Genomic DNA, 20,260 nt, shown 5'->3' on the forward strand with positions numbered 1-20,260 from the left:
TGCCGCCCTTAGTTGGAGACATACTTGCTGGAAACCAAGGTCCCGGGCGCCGCGGCGTTCGCCAAGTTCATGACGGTGCTGCAGGCGGTGGCGGATGCGCCCCAACCGCCCACGGCCGCGTCGCTGGCGCGCAGCTGCGGCTATCCCCGGCCCACGGTTTACCGCATCGTCGCCGCCCTGGCCGAGCAGGGCATGGTGGCCGAAACCGGCGGCGCCTACCGCCTGGGGCCGCGCCTGATGTCTCTGGCCAGCCGGGCCTGGTCGCAGTTCGACCTGCGCGCGGCGCTGGCGCCCGACCTGCAGGCGCTGCGCGACGAAACCGGCGAAACCGTGCACCTGGCCGTGCCTGCCGGGCTGGAAATGACCTATATCGACAAGCTGGAAAGCCCCGGCCCGGTGCGCATGGCCTCGCGCGTCGGGGCCTCCGTGGCGCTGCACTCCAGCGCCGTCGGCAAGGCCTACCTGGCGGCACTGGACGCCGCCGCGCGCGAGCGCCTGCTGCACGATCTGCCCCTGACCGCCCGCATGCCCGGCACCGTGACCAGCCTGCCCGAACTGCGCGCCGTGCTGGACCTGGCCGCTGCGCGCGGCTACGCCACCGACGACGAGGAAAACGAGCCCGGCATCGTCTGCTATGGCGTGGCCTTGTGCGACGCGGCCGGGCGGCCCGTCGCTGGCGTCAGCGTCAGCACCTTGTTGTTCCGGCGGCGCGACGACCCGCAAGCCGCCTATATCGAACCCTTGCTGCGGCTGCGTGATGCCGCCGCAGCCAAACTCGCCGTCCTGCCGGTATCGCCCGGCGGCGCCTGACCGTCTGCCTTCAAGGAATGCCATGACCGCAACCGCAGCCCCTCTCGCCTCCAAGCTCTCCACCCTGTTGGCCGCCCGGGTCGTCCCCGTGCTGCGTTACACGGACGCCGCCACCGCCGCCTATGCCGCCGAAGTCGCCGTGGCCGCCGGCTGCACCACGCTGGAGCTGACCTGGACCATCCCCGGCGTCACCGATCTGCTGCGGGCGCTGCGCGACAAGCACGGCAGCGCGCTGCTGTTGGGCGTGGGCACGGTGCTGGACGAGCAGCAGGCGCGCGAGGCCCTGGTCGCGGGCGCGGACTTCCTGGTGTCGCCGGCGCTGGCCACCGACATCGTCGACCTGGCGCACGCGGCCGACGCGCTCTGCCTGCTGGGCGCCTTCACGCCCACCGAAGTGCTGGCGGCGCGCCGCGCCGGCGTGGACGTGGTGAAGATCTTCCCCGCGGACACGGGCGGCCCCAAGCACCTGGCGGCGTTGAAGTCCGTCTACCCGGACACCATCTTCTGCCCCACGGGCGGCGTCACCCAGGACAACATGGGCGCGTACTTTGCCGCCGGCGCCGCCATCGTCGGCATCGGCAGCAACCTCTATGACAAGGCGGCCTTCGCCGCCCGCGACACCGCCGCGCTGGTGGCGCAGATCGTCCGTACCCGGGAGGCCGCCCATGGCTGATTTCGACATCGTCGCGCTGGGCGAGCCGCTGGTCGAACTGAACCAGACGCACCAGGACCAGCGGCAATACCTGCAGGGCTTCGGCGGCGACACCTCCAACGCCGTCATCGCCGCGGCGCGGCAGGGCGCAAGCTGCGCCTATCTGACGCGTGTCGGCAACGACGCCTTCGGCCAGCAGTTCCTGGACTTGTGGGGGGCCGAGGGCGTGGACACCTCGGGCGTGCAGGTGGACGAGCAGGCGCATACCGGCCTGTACTTCGTGCAGCACGGCCCGGACGGCCATGCTTTCAGCTACCTGCGCCGCGGTTCGGCTGCGAGCCTGATGACGCCGGCCTGCCTGGACTCGGGCCTGATCGAACGCGCCCGCTACCTGCACGTGTCGGGCATCAGCCTGGCGATCAGCACCAGCGCCTGCGACACCGTCTTCGCCGCCATCGAGCGCGCGCATGCGGCCGGGGTCCAGGTCAGCCTGGATTCGAACCTGCGGCTGCGCTTGTGGCCGGTGGACCGCGCCCGGGCCGTGCTGCGCGAGACCATGCGCACGGCCGACCTGTTCCTGCCCAGCATGGACGACATGCAGCACCTGACCGGCAACGACGACCCGGAACGCACGCTGGACTGGATCCGTGACGCCGGCGCCACTGGCGTGGTGGTGCTGAAGCTGGGCAAGGACGGGTCCATCATCGACGACGGCCGCCAGCGTATCCCGGTGGCGGCCTTGCGCGTGGAAGCGGTGGACGCGACCGGTGCGGGGGACTGCTTTGCGGGCAGCCTGCTGGCGCGCCGCTGCCAGGGCGATTCCTGGGAGGATGCGGTGCGTTATGCCAATGCGGCTGCGGCCCTGTCCACCCTGGGATACGGCGCGGTGGATCCGTTGCCGCGCAAGGAGCAGGTCCTGGAACGGTTGAAGAGCATTTCGGGCTGACCAGGATGCGGTCTGGGCAGGGCTGCTGCTTGCCCAGGGCGGCAGGGGGAAGATGCGCCCCTTATTTCATTGCGTGGGGCGGAAGCGTGGCGGAAACGCTGCATTTTCGCGCCATTGGCGCGGCCTGCGCATTTCAGGCTAAAATGCCAAGTTACCCGAATTTTCCGCCAGCCCAGTATCCGGTTGTGCGGGCTTCACTACCGCAAATTCAACAGGAGAATCAACATGGCTGAACGCAAACGCGTGCGTCGCAACACCCTGGAACGTCGTTGCCTGGGCAAGGCTTTCAAGCGCTTGTTCGTCAAGTCGCCCAAGGGTGTGTTCAAGATGCTGGAAAAGATCAAGCGCGTCTAATCGACGTGTCCGGCCGGGGCCAGCCCCGGCCCGATCGAAAAAACCCGCCGGTGCGCCGCGCGGGTTTTTTTTCGTCTTGCTCCCGGTTCTGGCCCGGGGCTTGCCGCAAGCGCCGATCCTGCTTACTTCTTGTCCTGCGGCGGACCGAGCTTGGGCCGGATGAAATCCATGAAGGCCCGGGTCTTGGCCGGCTGGATGCTGGAAGGGTAGACCACGAAGATCGAGATTGGATCCACCGACCAGCCCGGCAGCACCCGCTTGAGCGAATTGCGCTCGATGATGGGTTCCAGCGCCAGGCAGTGCGGCATGCGCGTAATGGCCAGGTCCAGGCCGGCCAGCGTGCCCGCGATGCTCATATTGTTGGCCGCCAGATGGCCGCTGACCGGCACGCGTTCGCTGACCGCGCCGCGCCGCAGAGTCCAGTGCGAATGCGCCTCGTCGATGGTGGTGCGCAGGCATTGGTGCTGGGTCAGATCGGCCGGGGTCTTGGGTTCGCCATGGCGTTCCAGGTAGCGGTCAGAGGCATACAGGAAGTTGTCCAGGGAGACCAGTTCCTGCACCACCGCCCCGCCATGCAGGCCGCGGTTGCCGTTGAGGTCGGCCGCGCCAGCCGTCGCCAGCGGATAGTCGGCGTTGCTGCCGAAGCGCAGCACGATGTCGAACGGCGTGCCCTGCGCGTCGGAGGCCGTCATCATGCTCAGATCGAACTCGCACTCCACTTCGGGATAGCGATCCGTGAAGTCATTGATGGTTTCCGGCAACAGCCAGATCGCCAGGCTGTAAGGCATGGATACCCGCAGGTTGCCGGACGGACCGCCGGACAGCGATTGCAGTTGCTCATGCGCCAGGCGGGCCTCGTCGATCAGGCCCTGGCAGCGCCGCATATAGGCGGCGCCGGCTTCCGTGAGATCCAGGCGGCGCGTGTTGCGGTTGATCAGACGCAAGCCGATGGCGCGTTCCAACTCATTGATCCGACGCGACAAAGTCGAGGTCGGCATGTTCAGCGCGCGCGCCGCCAGGCTGAAGCTTTTACGCTTGGCGACCTCGACGAACAAGGCGATGTCATTGAGCTGGACGGTCGACGCTTCCATGGGCATTCCGGTTTTGGCCGCCCGAGTGTACGCCACTACGGAACGCGTTCCCAAGATTGACGCGGCTCCCGATGTTGTACGAATCTCGGTTTTGTCAGATTTGATTGCAAATTTGAGCGTCTCGGGGCCGGTTCGCGCGGGCATATCCCCTAAACTTCAGGCGAAAACACCAAAACCAAGACCGCAGCGCTTGCATGACGCATCGCAAAGGGGCTCAGTGGGCATGACCGACACACCAACTTTTTTCACTGTTTTAACGCCCACCTACAACCGGGCGGGCACGCTCCATCGGGTATATGAATCCCTTTCCCGGCAGACGTTCCGGGATTTCGAATGGGTGGTGGTGGACGACGGTTCCACCGACAATACCCACGAATCCATCCTGGAGTGGCAGGCGCGCGCCGATTTTCCGATCCGTTATTTCTGGCAGAACAACCGCCACAAGAAAACAGCCTTCAACCGCGGCGTGCGCGAGGCGCACGGCGAACTCATCGTCGGCCTGGACAGCGACGACGAAATGCCGCCCGACGCCCTGGCCACGTTCAAGGCGGCCTGGGACAGCATTCCGCCGGCACGGCGCGAATCCTATGTGGCCGTGACCGGCCTGTGCGCGCGTCCTGACGGCAGCATCGTCGGCGACCGCTACCCGCAGGACGTGTTCGACAGCACGGCCGTGGACGTCTATTTCCGCTATCGCATCAAGGGCGAGAAGTTCGGCTGTATGCGCACCGACATTCTCAGGAAATATCCCTTCCCCGAGGATGTCGCCGGCTTCGTGCCCGAAAGCCTGGTGTGGTGGGCGATCGCGCGAGCGGGTTATCTCAGCCGCTTCATCAACCGCGTGGTGCGTACCTACCACGACACGCCTGGCGGCCTGAGCCAGGGCGCGGTCTCGGTGGGCAACAATGCCCAGGGCTTGTACCTGCTGGCCTGGGACATGCTGCAGCACCATCTGGAATTCTTCCGCTACCGGCCGCGCGAGTTCATCATGGCCGCGGCGCGCTATACCCGCTTCCGGCTGCATCTGAAGCACTCCGGGGTGGCGACGGCGGTGCAGGCCTACAAGCTGACCAACCCTGCGGCGAAGTTCATGGTGGCGGCCATGTGGCCGCTGGGTTACGCCCTGTACCGTCGCGACCGGCGCCGCGGCGTCGCCTAGGGGCCGCCGCGCAGGCAGGCCCCCGCAGGCGTTGCATTACGCAGGCGCCGCGGCGGACGCCCCATGCCCCAGTCCCAGATACACCTCGACCACGCGCGGATCCTCCGCCACCTGAGCGGCCGGGCCTTCCAGCGTGACGGCGCCGGTTTCCAGCACATAGGCGTAATCGGCCACCTGTAGCGCGGCGCGGGCGTTCTGTTCGATCAGCAAGATCGACACGCCCATTTCGCGCAGGCGCGCGACAATGCGGAACACTTCGCGCACGATGCGCGGCGCCAGGCCCAGGCTGGGCTCGTCCAGCATCAGCAGCTTGGGCTTGGCCATCAGTGCGCGGCCCACCGCCAGCATCTGGCGTTCGCCGCCGGACAGCGTGCCGGACAGCTGGGCGCGGCGTTCCTTCAAGCGCGGAAACAGTTCAAAGACCTCGGCCAGCGTCTGGTCCTGGTCGCGCAAGCCGCAGCGGAAACGATGGAAGGCGCCCAGCATCAGGTTGTCTTCCACCGTCATCTCGGCAAACAGTTCGCGCTTTTCGGGCACCAGGTTCATGCCGGCCGCCACCATTTCCTCGATCTCGGCGTGCTCCTGCGGCTTGCCGCCGAAGACGATCTGGCCGCTGGACGGCAGCACGCCCATGATGGCCGACAGCAGGGTGGTCTTGCCGGCGCCGTTGGGGCCGATCACGGTCACGATCTGGCCTTCGCCCACTGCCAGGCTGACGCCCGATATGGCTTCGATCTTGTCGTAGGCCACGCGCAGGTCGCGCACTTCCAGCAAATTCGCGCTCATCATTCCACTCCGCCCAGATAGGCTTCAAGCACCGCGGGGTTGTTCTGGATCTCGCCGGGCAGGCCCTCGGCGATTTTTTCGCCGAAGTCCATGACCACCACGCGGTCCACCAGCCCCATGACGAAGTCCATGTCGTGCTCGACCAGGAGGATGGCCATACCCTCGGCGCGCAGCTTCTTCAGCAACTCGGCCAGCTCGCATTTTTCCTGGTAGCGCAGGCCGGCGGCGGGCTCGTCCAGCAACAGGATGCAGGGATCGGACGCCAGCGCGCGGGCGATCTCCAGGATGCGCTGCTGCCCCAGGGCCAGCGAACCGGCTTCATCGTGCAGATGCTTGCCCAGGCCCACGCGCTCGACCTGGCGCGCGGCTTCGGCCAGCAGGCGCGCCTCTTCGGCGCGGTCCAGCCGCCAGGCGGCCGGCAGCACGCCGCGGTGGCCGCGCAGGTGCGCGCCGATGGCCACGTTTTCCAGCACGCTCATGCGGCCCAGCAGGCGTACATGCTGGAAGGTGCGCGACAGGCCCAGCCGCGCGATGCGGCGCGCGCCGGCGCCGGCCACGGAATGGCCCAGCAGCGTCACCGTGCCCGAGGTCGGCGTGTCCACGCCGGAGATCTGGTTGAACATGGTGCTCTTGCCGGCGCCGTTGGGGCCGATCAGCGCCAGGATCTCGCCGGCGCGGATTTCCAGGTTCATGGCGTTGTTGGCGACCAGGCCGCCGAACTTGCGGGTCACGTCCACGGCCTTGAGCACCACTTCGCCGCGTGGCGGCATGGGCTTGCGCGGCAGCGGCTCTGCGTTCAGGTCCAGCTTGCGCTGCTGCTTCTTCACTGGCACGCAGCGTGTCAGCACCGGCCACAGCCCGCTGCGGGCGCGATGCAACAGCAGCACCATGCCGAAGCCGAACACGATGACCTCGAAGTTGCCGGTCTGGCCCAGCAGCTTGGGCATCCAGTCCTGCAGCCATTGCTTGAGCACGGTGAACACACCCGCGCCGACCAGCGCGCCCCAGACCTGTCCCGCGCCGCCGATGACGGTCATGAACAGGTACTCGATGCCCATCTGCAAGCCGAACGGGTTGGGGTTCACGAAGCGCTGCATGTGCGCATACAGCCAGCCCGAGGCGCAGGCTTGCAGCGCCGCGATGATGAAGATCACCATGCGCGAGCGGGCGGTGTCCACGCCCATGGATTCGGCCATCACGCGGCCGCCCTTGAGCGCGCGGATGGCGCGGCCCTCGCGCGAATCCAGCAGGTTCTGAGTCGACCACACGGCCACCAGCAGGAAGGCCCAGATCAGGTAATAGATGTTGTCGCCCTGGTTCAGCGTCCAGCCGAACAGGCTGATGGCGGGAATGTCCGGAATGCCGGTATGGCCGCCCAGGCCCTCGACCGAGCCGAAGACGAAGTACAGCGACAGGCCCCAGGCGATCGTGCCCAGCGGCAGGAAATGGCCCGACAGCTTCAGCGTGATCGCGCCCAGCAAGTAGGCGATGACCACGGTCAGCGCCAGTCCGGCCAGCAAGGTCAGCCACGGCGATGCGCCCAGCCAGGCCAGCCAGGAGGGCAGCGTGTCCGCGCGGGTGGTCAGCAGTGCGGTGGTGTAGGCGCCCACGCCCACGAAGGCGGCCTGTCCGAAGCTGGTCAGGCCGCCGACGCCGGTCAGCAGCACCAGGCCCAGCGCCACCATGGCGTACAGGCCGATGTAGTTCAGCAGCGTGACGTAGAATGGCGGCAGCGCCAGCGGCGCCAAGGCCAGCAGCGCCAGGAAGGCGAGGAGGATGTGGCGCGGGTTCATTCGTCTTCTTCCTCGACGTGATGGCTTTTCAGTGAACGCCAGAGCAGCACGGGGATGATCAGCGTGAACACGATGATTTCTTTGTAGGCGCTGGCCCAGAACGAGGAGAAGGCTTCGATCAGGCCGACCAGGATGGCGCCGGCCGCAGCCAGCGGATAACTCACCAGGCCGCCGATGATGGCGCCCACGAAGCCTTTCAGGCTGACCATGAAGCCGGAGTCGAAATACATGGTGGTGATGGGGGCGATCAGGATGCCCGAGACCGTGCCGATCAGCGCGGCCAGGAAGAACGTAGCCTTGCCGGCGAAGATCGGCGAGATGCCCATCAGCCGCGCGCCCAGCCGGTTGAAGGCAGCCGCGCGCAGCGCTTTGCCGTACATCGAGCGTTCGAAGAACTGGTAGAGCACGATGATGAGCAGGGCCGACACCGCCACCACCCACAGCGCCTGGCTATTGACGTTCAACGGTCCTAGCGCCAGGCTGGCGTCGCTGAACGGCGCGGTGCGGGCGCCTTCCGCGCCGAAGGCCAGCAGCCCCAGGCCGACCAGCGCCAGGTGCACGGCAATGGAGACGATCAGCAGCACCAGCGTCGAGGCCGACGCGATGGGCTGGTAGAAAAGGCGGTACAACTGCGGCCCCATCGGCACCAGCAACAGCAGCGTCAGCAGCGCCTGCGCCGCCATCGGCAGCTGGGCCAGCGGCAGCTTGTAGAACAGCGCGGCCAGCACCAGCGGATAGGCCAGCTTGACCGCCATGCGCCAGGCACCGCGGTTGCGGCCAGGCCGCTTGCGCCGCGCCAGCAGATCGGCGCCGACCTCGGCCACTGCGAAGGCGAACAGCAGCCACACCAGCAGCACCGGCTTGCCGGCCTGCAGCGCAGCCATGGTCAGCGCGCCGAACGCGACGAACTCGCCTTGCGGGATGAACAGCACGCGGGTGACGGTAAAGACCAGCAGGATGGACAAGGCCAGCAGCGCATAGATGGCGCCGTTGGTTATGCCGTCCTGCCCGAGTATCAGGGCAATCTGAGCATTCATGCGAAATTCCGGGTAAGACAGACAAGCACGCCAGGCACCTCACCCCCTCTATCCACGCGCGCCCGCCAGGTTGCTACGGAGCAGACTCTGCGCACCCCATCGGGATGCCGCGGAGCCGGCTCTGCCGGTCCGCAGGCATGCCCCCTTGGGGGGAAGCGCGCAGCGCTTCGGGGGGAGCCCACCTTGCGGAGCCGGCTTTGCCGGTCCGCAGGCATGCCCCCCTGGGGGGGAAGCGCGCAGCGCTTCGGGGGGGGAACTACTTCACCAGTGTCCAGGCCCCGTCCTTGACGGTGATGAGTTCGCGGCCGCGGTCGTCGAAGCCGCTGTGGTCGGCGGCCGTCATGTTGTAGACGCCCTGGGTGCCCACCAGCTCCTTGGTCTGTTCCAGCGCATCGCGCAACGCGTTGCGGAACTCCTTGGTGCCCGGCTTGCCAGCCTTCTCGGCGATCGGCACGGCCTTTTCCAGCAGCAGGCCGGCGTCGTAGACGTTGGCGCCGAAGGTGGCCGGCTTGGAGCCGTTGAGCTTCTCGTAGGCCGCGATGTAGTCGGCCGCGACCTTCTTGGACGGATTGCTGTCCGGCATTTCCGGCAGCACCAGCATCAGGCTGGCGGCCAGCACCGTACCTTCGACCTTCTTGCCGCCCAGCTTCAGGAAGTCGGGCAGGGCCGCGCCGTGGGTCTGGTAGAACTTGCCCTTGTAGCCCTGATCGAACAGGGTGGTCTGCGGCAGCACGCTGGCGGCGCCGGGGGCGGCCACCAGCACGGCGTCCGGCTTGGCGGCCAGGATCTTCAGCGCTTGGCCGGTGACCGAGCTGTCGAAGCGCAGGTAACGCTCGTTGGCCGTGATCTTGATGCCCTTTTCAGCGGCCAGGCCCGCGAAGACCTTGGACCAGTTCTCGCCGTAGGGATCGTTCAGGCCGATGAAGCCGACCGTCTTGATGCCGGTCTTGACCATGTGGTCGACCAGCGCGCGCGCGATGATGTCGTCGTTCTGGGTGGTCTTGAAGACCCACTTCTTCTGTTCGTTCATGGGCAGCACGACCGCGGCGGTGCCTACCGGCGCCAGCATCGGCACGCCGGCCTCGGCCGCGAACTGGATCACGCCCATGGCGTTGGGCGAACCCGACGGCCCGATCAGCGCGTCGACGTTCTGCTCCGAGATCAGCTTCTTGAAGGCCGTCACGGAGTTGGTGGAATCGCTGGCGTCATCCAGCGAGATGTATTCCACGGTCAGGTCGCCGATTTTCTTCGGCAGCAGCGGCACGGTGTTCTTCTGCGGAATCCCCACCAGGGCCGTGGGGCCGGTGGACGAGGTGACGACGCCGACCTTGACTTGGGCCAGGGCGGGCAGGGCGAACAGCGCGGCTACCGCGGCGGCAGCGGCCAGGGGGAGTTTCTTCGACAGCATGGCAAAACCTCCGGATAGGGAGCAGGGTGGGGGTGCGGCTGGAAAACGGAGAAAACGGGTGCTTCTGTGCTTGCTTGATTTGCTTTAATACTTGTTGCTTAAACTTTCTGTGCGCAGGCTACGCACTGTAGACCCGGTCCGCAGTGCTTACCTATCCGTCAAAACCCGAAGCGTGTTCAGATGGTGATGGAGCTGACGCTGGCGCCGCCGCAGACGAACAGCGTCTGGCCGGTGACGAAGCTGTTGGCCGGATCCGAGAAGAACATGACGGCGCGCGCGACGTCGTCCGAACGGCCCAGGCGCTTGACCGGGATGCCGGCGGCCAGCTGCTTTTCGCGTTCGCTGCCGGGCTCGATCACTTCGTAGAACATATCGGTCTGGATCGGGCCGGGGGCCACCACGTTGACCGTGATCCCATAAGGCGCCAGCTCCAGCGACCAGGTGCGCGCCATGCCCACCATGCCGGCCTTGGTGGCCGAATACGCCGTGCGGGTCGGCAGGCCCAAAGCGCCGCGCGAGGACATCATCACGATGCGGCCGAACTTGCGTTCCTGCATGCCGGGCAGGGCGGCCTGCACCAGGCTGATGGCCGCGCCCAGGTGGATCTGGGTCAGGCCGTGCAGCTCTTCCTGCGTGACCTGCGGCAGCAGGTTGGGCCAGATGACGCCGGCGTTGTGGATGACGTGGCTGACGGGAAACCTGGCGGCGGCTTCGGCGCCCGCTTGCGCGGTGGCCTCGGCGTCCAGCAGGTCCACCTGCACGTTGTGCAGGCGCGGGTGGCTGAAGTCGGCGGCGCGGCGCGCCATGGAAATCACTTCGTAGCCCGCGTCCAGCATGCTGCGGCAGATTTCGGCGCCGATGCCGGCGCTGCCGCCGGTGACGATGGCGACGTTGGTGTGCGTCATGGATATCCCCCTGTTGTCGTTGTGGTGCGGCCGGCTCAGGTGCGGCCGGCTCAGGCCTTCGGCGCCAGCGCCAGCACGCGCAGCGGGCTGCCCGAGCCGCTGCGGATCTTGAGCGGCGCCGAGAAGATCACCGCGCCGGTGGGCGGCAACTGGTCCAGGTTGGTCATGCATTGCAGGCCGTAGCGGTTGTTGCCGTGCATGTAGTAGTGGCAGGGATAGGGGGGATCCAGGTGTTGCGCCTGGCCCGCGTCGGTGCCGACCGACTCGGTGCCGAAACCGTGCACGTCGCGTTCCTTGATCAGCCAGGGCACCACTTCAGCGTCCGGGCCGGGCGAGTGCGCGCCGTCTTCCTGCAGGTTCAGGTAGTCGGCGGGCTTGGCGCGCTTGGACCAGTCGGTGCGCATCAGCACCCAGGAACGCGCGGGGATGCGGCCGTGCCGCTCTTCCCATTTCTTCACGAAATCTATGGTCAGCAGGAAGTCCGGGTTGTCGCGGGATTCGGCCGAGCAGTCGATGACGCACGCGCTGGCGATGAAGGCCTCGACCGGAATGGTGTCGACGGTGTTGTCAGGCTGGTCTTTGCCCGTGACCCAGTGGGCCGGCGCGTCGAAGTGGGTGCCGGTATGCTCGGAGCACGAGAAGTTGTTCCAATACCAGGCCGGGCCGCGCTCGTCGTAGCGCGAGATCTCCTCGATGCGGAACGGCCAGGCCTGGCCGAATTCCGGCGGCAGTACGATGGTCGGGAACTCCGGCGTCAGCGTCTCGGTCAGGTCCACCACGCGGATGCGGCCGGACATCAGTTCGGCCATGAATTGGGCAAGAATGTTTTGGCTCATGTGCTGTTCCTCTAGGTTCGTGCGTTGTCGGGGCGGGGCGGGCCGTCAGGCTCCCAGCTCCCGTTCCAGTCCCTTGGGGTTTTCCGCCAGCCGGGCGCGGAATTCCTGCGCGACATCGCCGACATAGACGTCCTCGATGCCTTCCTTCAGTGCGCGCACAATGGCGGCGGCGATCGCCGCGGGCGCCACGCGCGGGGGCGGCGTGCGCTGCTCCCATTCGTGGTCCACCGGCCCGGGGAACACGTTCACTACCCGCACGCCCGCGCCGCGCATCTCGGCGCGCAGGCATTGCGCCAGGGACAGCGCGGCGGCCTTGGACGCCGACCACATGCCGCGCGAGGGCAGGTTCATGTGGGCGTAGATCGACAGCACGTTGACCCAGGCGGTGGCGCTGTTGACGCCGTCCGCGGCGCGGCCGCACAGCGCCGGGCCGAAACTCTGCGCCAGGCGCATCAGCCCCAGCACGTTCACGTCCATGGCGTCGCGCGCCGTGTTCACGTCCTTGCGGTTCAGCAGCCCGCCTTCGCGTTCCAGGTCGGCGGTGTTCACCAGGATCTCGACCTTGCCGCCGATGGAGGCGGCGACGCGTTCGACCGAATCGGTATCGGTCACGTCCAGCACCACCGCCTGCACGCGCGGGTCGGCCGCCAGCGCATCGTAGGCGGCGTCGCGCTTCCAGGCTTGCGGGTCTCCCAGGAACACGCTCGGGCAGCCCGCGTCCAGCAGGGCGCGCGCCACGGCCTGGCCCACCGCCGACTTGCCGTCGGTGACCAGCGCGCGGCGGAATTTCGGATCGCACGAGGTTTCGCGCAGGGTCTTGTCGTCTTCCATGTTCGGCGTGTTCCTTTCAGGCAGGGCGATCATCACGGCCTGGCCGCTGCGGTCCAGCTTCAGCGCCAGGCGCACGCGGGCGCCGTCGGCGCAGTCTTGGTGCACGTGCGCCACCACCGAGGGGCCGGCGGTCATGCGCACCGTGCCCACGCGCCAGGGCAGGCGTTCGCGGAAATACAGGTCGTTGCTGTGATGCAGGGTGGTGCTGACCAGCAGTACGCCGCTCGGATCGGCGGGGCGCCAGGGCAAGCGCTCGGACAGGCAGTGGCCGCAGACCTCGCGCGGCGGGTACTGGACCGCGCCGCAATCGGCGCAGGTCTGCAGGTCGAAGCGGCCCTCGGCGGCGGCGGCGGTCAGGCCTAGCGCGCTGCGGCTGCGCCAGCCCGGCGGCAGGGTCGGCTGGCGGGTGCGGGCAATCGGATTCTTGCGGGGCGGCTTGGCCAAGGGTTCGGTCATGCGTCGCTCCTAGCCAGGATGGCCGCGGCGGTGCACAGGCCGCGGTCGTAATTGATCATGCCGAAGCCGCTGACCATGCCGAGGCGGGCATCAGCCACCTGCGTGCCGCCGGCCGTGCCGCTCAGCTGGCGCAGCGCTTCGATCAGCCCCAGATAGCCGCCGGCCGCGCCGGCCTGGCCCACCGATAGCTGGCCGCCATTGGTGTTGAAGGGAAAGCTGCCGTCCACGGTGAAGGTGTTGCTGCGCACGAATTCGGGAGCCGCGCCTTTCTGGCAGAAGCCCAGGTCTTCCATCTGCATCAGATTGATGACCGGATAGTCGTCATAGGCTTGCAGGAAATCCATGTCGGCCGGCTGGGCGTTGGCCTGGCCATACAGCTCGTCCAGATCCATGGTCCAGCCGCCACGGGTCTGGATCGGGTCTTCGATCCAGGCGTTGTGGCGTTCGATGGTGGAGAGAATGCGCGCGTAGGGCAGGTTCAGCGCGCGCGCCCGGTCCTCGCTCATGACCAGGAAGCCGTCGGCGCCGGCGCAGGGCATCACGCAATCGAACAGATGGATCGGATCGGTGATGACGCGGGCCTCCAGATACTGGGCCAAGGTCAGCGGTTTTTTCATCAGCGCGTGCGGATAGCGCAGGGCGTTGTCGCGCTGCGCCACGCACAGCTTGCCGAAGTCTTCGCGGGTGGCGCCGGTCGTGCGCATGTAGTTGGCCGTCAGCAGCGCGAAGCTGGCATTGGGGCCGCCTGCGCCGTAGGGGTAGACCGCGTCCTGCGCGAAGCGCGAGAACTGGCTGACCGTGTTGCGGAACGAGTCCACGTGGTTGGTGTCGCCCGCGATGCAGGCAACGATGTTGGCGTCGCCCGCCTGCACGGCGCGGGCCGCGCGGCGCAAGGCCGCCACGCCGCTGGCGCCGCCCATGGGGATGTGGTCCAGCCAGCGCGGGCTCATACCCAGGTGCTGCACCAGGCCGACGGCGGTGTCGGGCGCCAGGGTGAAGCTGGACACGCAGAGCCCGTCGACGTCGGTCTTGGCGATGCCGGCCTGGCGGATCAGCGCGCCCAGCGCGCGTCCCAGCCACCAATGGGCGGCGTGGGTCGAATAGCGTTCATAGGGAATCGTGACGGGCAAGGCCGCCACCACGCCGTCGTAGCCCAGGCGGCTCATCGCGCGGGCTCCTGGCGCTTCTTCATGTGGCCGGTGTCCACGCAGCGGGCCGTGCCGGGCAGCGTGGGCGCCAGGGCTTTCATTTCGCCGCGCTGGATCTTGTTGGTGGTGGTCAGCGGCAGGCTGTCGACGAAGGCGACGTAGCCGGGCGCCTTGTAATACGCCAGCTGTTCCAGGCTCCATTGCACGATGCTGCGCGCGGCCTCGGCCATTGCGGCGCCCTCGGCCGGCAGGCTCTCGGGCACCACGCAGGCCAGCACTTCGTCGCCGCGCACCGCGTCGGGCACGGCGGCGACCGCCACGGCCTTGACCAATGGGTGCTGCAGCAGCACGCTTTCCACTTCCACCGCGGAGATGTTCTCGCCGCTGCGGCGGATGACGTTCTTCTTGCGGTCCACGAAGCGCAGCGCGCCGTCGGCGTCGCGGCGCACGATGTCGCCGGTATGGAACCAGCCGTCTTCCCAGGCCTGGGAAGTGGCTTCCTCGTCCTTCAGATAGCCGGCAAAGAAGCCGTAGCGCGGGTCGTCGCCGCCATGGCGCACCAGCAGTTCGCCCGGTTCGCCCGCCGCGGCCTCGGCGCCCGTGTCGGTGACGATGCGCACCAGCACGTCGTCTTCCTCGCGGCCGAAGCAGCTGGTGCCGATGTGGCGCGGTTCGTGGTTGGCGATGATGACCGCGCCGGCGCCGGTCTCGGTCATGGCCCAGGCTTCCAGCAGCGGAAAGCCGAAGCGCTCTTCAAAGGGTTGGTGCAGCTTGCGGTCCACGCCGGCGCCGAAGCCGAAGCGGATGGCGGGCTGCTTGTCCCGGGCGGAGGGTTCGGCCTTCATCAGGATGGCGGGCATGACGCCCAGGTAGTGCAGCACCGTCGCGCCGGAGTCGCGCACGCTGTCCCACCAGGTCTTGGGATGGAAGCGGTCCAGCGGGATCAGGCAGCCGCCGGTCAGCACCATGGCCATGGCCGAATACGCCATGGCGTTCATGTGGACCAGGGGCAGCGGCGTCAGCATGCGTTCCTGGCCGGGGCGCAGTTCGCACAGGCCGCCGATGCGGGCGTACCAGCCGCCGGCGTGCAGGAAATAGCGGTTGGGCAGGATGCAGCCCTTGGGCCGTCCGGTGGTGCCGGACGTGTAGAGCAGGGCGCATTCGGTCAGGACATCGGGTTCTCTGTCCGCCCGCGGCGCGGCGAAGGGCGCGGCGGGCGGCGCATCGTCCGGTCCCATCACGCGCAGTTCGCGGCCGGCGCGTTGCGCGGCGGCCAGCAGGTCGGCATGGCGTTCGGGCAGCGCCACGGCCAGCGCGATTTCGGAGTGTCCCGTCAGGTATTCGAGTTCGGCCGCGCGCAGGTCGGGATTGATGGGCACCACCGACACGCCCAGCGCGTTCAGCGCGAACCAGTGCAGGAAGAAGGCGGGGCGGTTCTCCAGCAGCAGGCCGGCGCGGTGGCCGTGGCCGTAGCCGGCGCGGGCATAGGCCGCGCGCAGGGTTTCGATGGCCGCATCGGCCTGGGCGTAGCTCAGTTCGCCGGCGGCGATGCCGTAGGCCTGCGCCGTTTCCGGCAGGATGCACAGAAAGGGCTGTGCGCCGTAGCGGGCCGCGGTATCGCGGAAAGCCTGATGGACCGTGGTGCTCACAAGCCGCTCCTACATGAACAATTGGATATTGCCGAAGGCCGAATCGCAGTTGACGAGGTCGACGCGCTTCAAACGGATGCGCAAGGCGCCATCCTGTTCCACCAGGTGGTGGGTGGCCCAGCCGGCGTACAGCGTCTGCGCGTCCTGCCGCGTTTCGACGTAGTGGAAGGCCGTGCGCACCACGTGGCGGCCTTCGGCGGGGGCGGCGTCGGGATGGCCGTGCTCCACCATGGGCGCTTGCAGCAGGTGATGGCAGCGGCTCTTGGGCTGCTGCGAGAAGGTGCGTTGGCCGGCCAGCCGCTCCACGCGCACGCGCAGCAGCAGCTTGTCTTCGTACATGAGCGAGGCGTGCAGCTTCGGGTCGGTCTGGCCGTGGGCCAGCGGCATCCAGTAATAGCCGTCCTCGGTGTACAGGTTCAGCCAGTCCTCGAAGCGCAGCTCGTCCAGCATGCGCGCCTCGGCGTAGACAAAATCGATCAACTCGCGGTCGCTTGCGCTCATACCGACTCCGGTCCGGTCATGTAGCGGCCCCATGCGCGGTACTGGTTGCGCATCTGCCATTCATTGGTGCCATTGGTGGCGACGTTCTTCTGGCCGAGCTCATCGGGCGAGTACAGCCGGCCCACGTTGACCCAGTCCCGCGCGCGCGATTGCAGGCCGTCCTGTGCGCGCTCGTACATTTCCAGGTCGTCGTGGCCGACCACCGAGGTCGGCGCGTTGATCAGGCGGTTGTACATGAGCGTGCGTTCCAGCAGCAGGTCGGGCGCGCCCACCAGGCGGAAGGTCCAGGACTCCACCAGCGTGCGGTCGGCGGCGATGGGCTTGAAGATGCGCAGCGTCTGGATCGGGCCCTTGACCATGATGTTGGGGAAGTACACGGTGTTGTGGCGCACGTCGCCCAGGATCTGCTTGGCGCGCTCTTCGCCATAGGCGGCGACCATGGAATCCCAGTAGCCCGGCACGCCCGAGTACGAGGCATGGATGGAATCCGCCACGCCGGTATGGCCGTGGCCGTTCTCCCACACGCGTATGCCCATGTTCTCGAAGAACTCGTAGGGCGAGATGAAGGGCGCGAACAGTTCCACCGCCATGGGCTTGGGCGTGCCTTCCGGCGCCTGTTCCCAGACCTTGACGGCCGTGCCTGCGGAAGATTCGTGCGCCACCATCGGGTGGCAGGTGTCGGTCTGGTTGTCGACCAGCATCTTCCAGTTGCAGCGGTGCATATAGCGCAGCACGCCGCCAGCGACTTCCAGCCGGCCCTCGGGCGAGCGGTCCACCATGTTGTCCAGGGTGGACAGCGATTCGCCGAAGAAGTCCTCGAAGGACTGGCCTTCCGGGTTCAGGCGGCAGAACACGAAGCCGCGATGGTTCTTCACGTCCTTCACGGCGGCCATGCCTTGGCTGGCTTCGCAGTTTTCCAGGCCGGTGTTCTCGTAGCCCTTCTTCAGTGGGATGGACAGCAGGCTGCCGTCGGTCTTGAAGGTCCAGGCGTGATAGGGGCAGCGGAAGAACTTGCCGGTATTGCCGCAGGCATCGCCCGCTACCATGGTGCCCTTGTGCGGGCAGCGGTTGTGCAGCACCCGCACCGAGCGGTCGCTGTGGCGCACCATCACCACCGGCTGGTTGCCGACCGTGGTGGTGACGTAGTCGCCCGGGTTGGGCACCTGGCTGTCGTGGCCGACATAGGCCCAGGTGTTGGCGTACAGGCGTTCCATCTCCAGCTCGAACAGCTCCTGGTCGATGAACAGGTCCTTGTGCACCTCGGTGTCGCGCAGCAGGGCGCGGATGGCGTCGGGATTGTCGCGGTATTTGGCCATGGTGGCGCTTCCTTGCGTCGGGCTACAGGTCCAGCACCAGGCGCGCCGATTTCGCGCGCGAGATGCAGATCTGGATGATCTTGCCGCTGGCTTTCTCGGTGTCCGAGAGGTAGTAGTCGCGGTGGTCGGGTTCGCCTTCCAGCACGGTGGCCTGGCAGACGCCGCATTCGCCGCGCTTGCAGTCGTACATCGGGTCGCAGCCTTCTTCTTCCATCACGTCGATGATGGTCTTGTCGGCGGGGATGGTCAGCACCCGGCCGGATTGGCGCAGCTCGACTTCGAAGGGCTGGTCGCCGGCCTGCGGCGCGGCGGTGGCGAAGAGTTCGAAATGGATATGGGCATCGGGCCAGTGGCGCGCGTGGGCGCCCTGGATGACGGCGTCGATCAGTCCCTTGGGGCCGCAGATGTACAGGTGCTGGCGCGGCGACGATGATTCCAGCAGCGCCTGCAGGTCGAAGCGACAGGACGGATCGTCGTCGGCGTGCAGGCTCAGGCTGTCTCCGGCCAGGGCCTGCAGCTCGGGCAGGAAGGCCAGCTGGTCCTTGCTGCGGCCGCAATAGTGCAGATGGAAGGCGCGGCCGGCGGCCTTGAGCGCGGCCGCCATGGACGCCACCGGCGTGATGCCGATGCCGCCCGCGATCAGCACCACCGGCTCGTCGCCGGCGGGCGATTCGTGCAGCGGGAAATCATTCTTTGGACCTTCGACCGTGAGCGTGTCGCCCGCGGCCAGCGCGTGCATGTGGCGCGATCCGCCCTGGCTGGTTTCTTCCAGACGCACGCCGAGCCGGTATTCGGCCGGCTGGGCGAACTTGCCGGCTTCGGGCGCCAGTTGCACCAGCGAATAGCAGCGCGGCTCGCGCAGGCCCGGCACCGTCACCTTCAGATGCGCGCCCGGTCCGAAGGCGGGCAGGGGGCCGGCGTCCTCGCGCGCCAGCCGGAACGAACGGATCAGCGGCGATTCCTGCCGGACTTCCCGGACGATGAGTTTCAGTGTCTGCACGGCGTTTGTCCCTATCTTGACTTGTCTCAGGCCGCCAGCTTGTCAGCCAGCTGGCGTTCCATGGGGCCGCATTTTTCATTGGCCAGCGCGGTTTCGCGCAGCGCGCGCAGCGTTTCGGCGGCGTCGGGCCGGCCGGCCAGCTGTTCCGCCGCGGCGAGCAACTGGCGGTACTTGCCGCCGCCGCGCACATGGGTGTCGCTATAGCCCTTGACCAGGCGGCGGCAATTCACGGTTTCGACGGCCAGCGCGTAGTCGCGCGGGGCCAGTCGGGCGATCAGGTCCAGCCACTGCACCAGGCCGGCGGCTTCGGCCTGGTGGCGCAGCGTGCTGCGGCGGAAGCGCCGCATGCCGGCCAGCGTGTACAGCATCAAGAAGCCGCCCAGCGTGCCGCTCTGCATGCGGCGGCCATGGCCCAGGCGGCGCTCGACGAAGCCGCCGAAGGCCTTGGAGCCTTCGAGCCAGCGGCCCAGCCCGGCGGGCAAGGTGCCGCAGATCTCTTCCAGACGCGGGTGCATGAATTCCGTGGTGTAGACCAGCTGGTCCGGGCGCGCGCCCACTTCCTGGCGCACGCGGTCGAAACGCGTGGCGCGGGTCTTCAGGTCGGCGACGCGGATCACGTCGTCGTAGGCCATGGCCGTGGCCACGTAGCGCGCGGCGGCACAGGTCAGCGCCCATTGCCGGGCCTCGCCGCCGTGGGCGGCGTCGAGGTCGCGGATGGCCTTCATGCGGCGCAGGTATTCGGTGGCGTAGGCCAGGTCCTGGAATTCGATCTGGCGGCGCACGCCCACGGCCAGCATGGGCTGGGCACAGGCCGGGAAGTCGCGCTTGATCGTGTCCAGCAGGGCTTGCGCCTTGGGGCTGGCGGCGCGTTCGGGCACGGCGGGAACGGGGCGCGCCAGATCGATGGGGGCCGGTTGCGCGGGCGCCTGGTCGGCGGATTCGTAGCCCAGCGCAAAGGCGCGCAAGCTGGCTTCCACTCCCAGTCCGGCACGGCGCACCGTGGCTTCGAAATCGTCGCGCGAAAAGGGCAGGGCGCCGCTGCCGGCGACCGCGCCGAACAGGCTGGCGCTGATGACGCTTCCCGCGCGGTCGGCCAGGTCCTGCAGGTCGAAGCAGAGGAAGCGCTTGGCCGCGGCGCGGCCGGCTTCCAGCACCTTGTTCGGATCGGCGATGCCGTTGCCGGGCGCGGATTTTTCGCTGACCGCGTAGCTGCGGTGGGAAGAAGTCAGTAGCACCGTGCGTTCCGGCGTGACCAGGCCGCGCTGGATGGCGCGGCCGCCTTCCATCAGTTCGGCGGCGACCACCAGGTCGACGTCGCCCGGGGTCGGCATCAGCGCCAGGGCGGGTTGCCGTCCGGCGCGTTGCACCTCCGATTCGGGCAGCAGCTCCAGGTAATAGATGGTGGCGCCGGTACGCTGGGCCACGCCCGGCACCGAAGTGGTCTGGGCCCACCAGCCGGCGTGCTCGGCCATGTCGACGATCCAGTCGGCCAGTACGCCGCCGCCCTGGCCGCCCATGGCCAGGATGGCGATCTTGATCGGGTTGGCTTGTTGCATAGCGGCCGGGTTCATGGAACGGTTGT

The 20,260-nt window shown here is 67.7% G+C and carries 19 protein-coding genes; 5 read left to right on the top strand and 14 right to left on the bottom strand.

The genetic code is table 11. The features are described from left to right. Window positions 1–24: 24 nt before the first annotated feature. From AC3WOB_RS20700 to AC3WOB_RS20715, 4 genes are all read left to right on the top strand, one after another. A complete protein-coding gene (locus AC3WOB_RS20700; RefSeq protein ID WP_492276048.1) occupies window positions 25–810 on the top strand; it encodes an IclR family transcriptional regulator in 786 nt (261 codons plus the stop codon). Window positions 811–832: 22 nt separating this feature from the next. Further along, window positions 833–1,483: a bifunctional 4-hydroxy-2-oxoglutarate aldolase/2-dehydro-3-deoxy-phosphogluconate aldolase gene (locus tag AC3WOB_RS20705; protein WP_207470297.1), complete on the top strand. Its 651-nt coding sequence runs from the start codon at window positions 833–835 to the stop codon at window positions 1,481–1,483. Continuing rightward, on the top strand, window positions 1,476–2,408 hold the full coding sequence (locus AC3WOB_RS20710; protein WP_492276049.1) for a sugar kinase: 933 nt from the start codon (window positions 1,476–1,478) through the stop codon (window positions 2,406–2,408). Before AC3WOB_RS20705 ends, AC3WOB_RS20710 begins: the two co-directional genes overlap by 8 nt. A 225-nt stretch (window positions 2,409–2,633) precedes the next feature. Next, on the top strand, window positions 2,634–2,762 hold the full coding sequence (locus AC3WOB_RS20715) for a hypothetical protein (protein WP_006226408.1): 129 nt from the start codon (window positions 2,634–2,636) through the stop codon (window positions 2,760–2,762). A 122-nt stretch (window positions 2,763–2,884) separates the two neighbouring features. On the opposite strand, the gene AC3WOB_RS20720 is transcribed toward AC3WOB_RS20715, so the two are convergent. Further along, complete coding sequence (locus tag AC3WOB_RS20720; RefSeq protein WP_013391683.1) at window positions 2,885–3,853, bottom strand: LysR family transcriptional regulator; 969 nt, start codon at window positions 3,851–3,853, stop codon at window positions 2,885–2,887. A 223-nt stretch (window positions 3,854–4,076) separates the two neighbouring features. Between AC3WOB_RS20720 and AC3WOB_RS20725 the strand changes: the two genes are divergently transcribed. Then, on the top strand, window positions 4,077–5,012 hold the full coding sequence (locus AC3WOB_RS20725; protein ID WP_013391684.1) for a glycosyltransferase family 2 protein: 936 nt from the start codon (window positions 4,077–4,079) through the stop codon (window positions 5,010–5,012). Window positions 5,013–5,048: 36 nt separating this feature from the next. On the opposite strand, the gene AC3WOB_RS20730 is transcribed toward AC3WOB_RS20725, so the two are convergent. From AC3WOB_RS20730 to AC3WOB_RS20790, 13 genes are all read right to left on the bottom strand, one after another. Then, the gene (locus AC3WOB_RS20730) at window positions 5,049–5,798 is read right to left on the bottom strand and encodes an ABC transporter ATP-binding protein (RefSeq protein ID WP_492276050.1); all 750 of its coding nucleotides are present in this window, start codon (window positions 5,796–5,798) and stop codon (window positions 5,049–5,051) included. Further along, window positions 5,798–7,591, bottom strand: a complete 1,794-nt coding sequence (locus tag AC3WOB_RS20735; protein ID WP_013391686.1) for a branched-chain amino acid ABC transporter ATP-binding protein/permease — start codon at window positions 7,589–7,591, stop codon at window positions 5,798–5,800. Before AC3WOB_RS20735 ends, AC3WOB_RS20730 begins: the two co-directional genes overlap by 1 nt. Next, window positions 7,588–8,628 carry a branched-chain amino acid ABC transporter permease gene (locus AC3WOB_RS20740; RefSeq protein ID WP_207470307.1) on the bottom strand — a complete coding sequence of 347 codons (1,041 nt, stop codon included), beginning with the start codon at window positions 8,626–8,628 and terminating at the stop codon, window positions 7,588–7,590. Before AC3WOB_RS20740 ends, AC3WOB_RS20735 begins: the two co-directional genes overlap by 4 nt. Window positions 8,629–8,884: 256 nt before the next feature. Continuing rightward, entirely contained in the window at window positions 8,885–10,036 is a 1,152-nt protein-coding gene (locus tag AC3WOB_RS20745) for an ABC transporter substrate-binding protein (protein ID WP_013391688.1), read from the bottom strand. A 176-nt stretch (window positions 10,037–10,212) separates the two neighbouring features. Beyond that, the gene (locus AC3WOB_RS20750) at window positions 10,213–10,941 is read right to left on the bottom strand and encodes an SDR family NAD(P)-dependent oxidoreductase (RefSeq protein WP_013391689.1); all 729 of its coding nucleotides are present in this window, start codon (window positions 10,939–10,941) and stop codon (window positions 10,213–10,215) included. Window positions 10,942–10,991: 50 nt separating this feature from the next. Beyond that, entirely contained in the window at window positions 10,992–11,777 is a 786-nt protein-coding gene (locus tag AC3WOB_RS20755) for a cyclase family protein (RefSeq protein WP_013391690.1), read from the bottom strand. A gap of 45 nt (window positions 11,778–11,822) precedes the next feature. Further along, the gene (locus tag AC3WOB_RS20760) at window positions 11,823–13,064 is read right to left on the bottom strand and encodes an SDR family NAD(P)-dependent oxidoreductase (protein WP_207470320.1); all 1,242 of its coding nucleotides are present in this window, start codon (window positions 13,062–13,064) and stop codon (window positions 11,823–11,825) included. After that, window positions 13,061–14,230, bottom strand: a complete 1,170-nt coding sequence (locus tag AC3WOB_RS20765; RefSeq protein WP_013391692.1) for a thiolase family protein — start codon at window positions 14,228–14,230, stop codon at window positions 13,061–13,063. The genes AC3WOB_RS20760 and AC3WOB_RS20765 overlap by 4 nt, the downstream gene beginning before the upstream one ends. Further along, complete coding sequence (locus tag AC3WOB_RS20770) at window positions 14,227–15,861, bottom strand: AMP-binding protein (protein ID WP_492276051.1); 1,635 nt, start codon at window positions 15,859–15,861, stop codon at window positions 14,227–14,229. The genes AC3WOB_RS20765 and AC3WOB_RS20770 overlap by 4 nt, the downstream gene beginning before the upstream one ends. Before the next feature lie 9 nt (window positions 15,862–15,870). Continuing rightward, the gene (locus AC3WOB_RS20775; protein ID WP_492276052.1) at window positions 15,871–16,362 is read right to left on the bottom strand and encodes an aromatic-ring-hydroxylating dioxygenase subunit beta; all 492 of its coding nucleotides are present in this window, start codon (window positions 16,360–16,362) and stop codon (window positions 15,871–15,873) included. Then, window positions 16,359–17,678, bottom strand: coding sequence for an aromatic ring-hydroxylating dioxygenase subunit alpha (locus AC3WOB_RS20780; protein WP_013391695.1), 1,320 nt, complete (start codon window positions 17,676–17,678; stop codon window positions 16,359–16,361). The genes AC3WOB_RS20775 and AC3WOB_RS20780 overlap by 4 nt, the downstream gene beginning before the upstream one ends. A gap of 22 nt (window positions 17,679–17,700) precedes the next feature. Further along, window positions 17,701–18,678, bottom strand: coding sequence for a PDR/VanB family oxidoreductase (locus tag AC3WOB_RS20785; RefSeq protein ID WP_492276053.1), 978 nt, complete (start codon window positions 18,676–18,678; stop codon window positions 17,701–17,703). A gap of 26 nt (window positions 18,679–18,704) precedes the next feature. Next, window positions 18,705–20,249 (bottom strand): indolepyruvate oxidoreductase subunit beta family protein, encoded by a 1,545-nt coding sequence (locus AC3WOB_RS20790; RefSeq protein ID WP_492276054.1) that lies wholly within the window; start codon window positions 20,247–20,249, stop codon window positions 18,705–18,707. Between the last annotated feature and the right edge of the window lie 11 nt (window positions 20,250–20,260).

It is taken from the genome of Achromobacter sp. FW305-C-30-7, assembly GCF_058783105.1.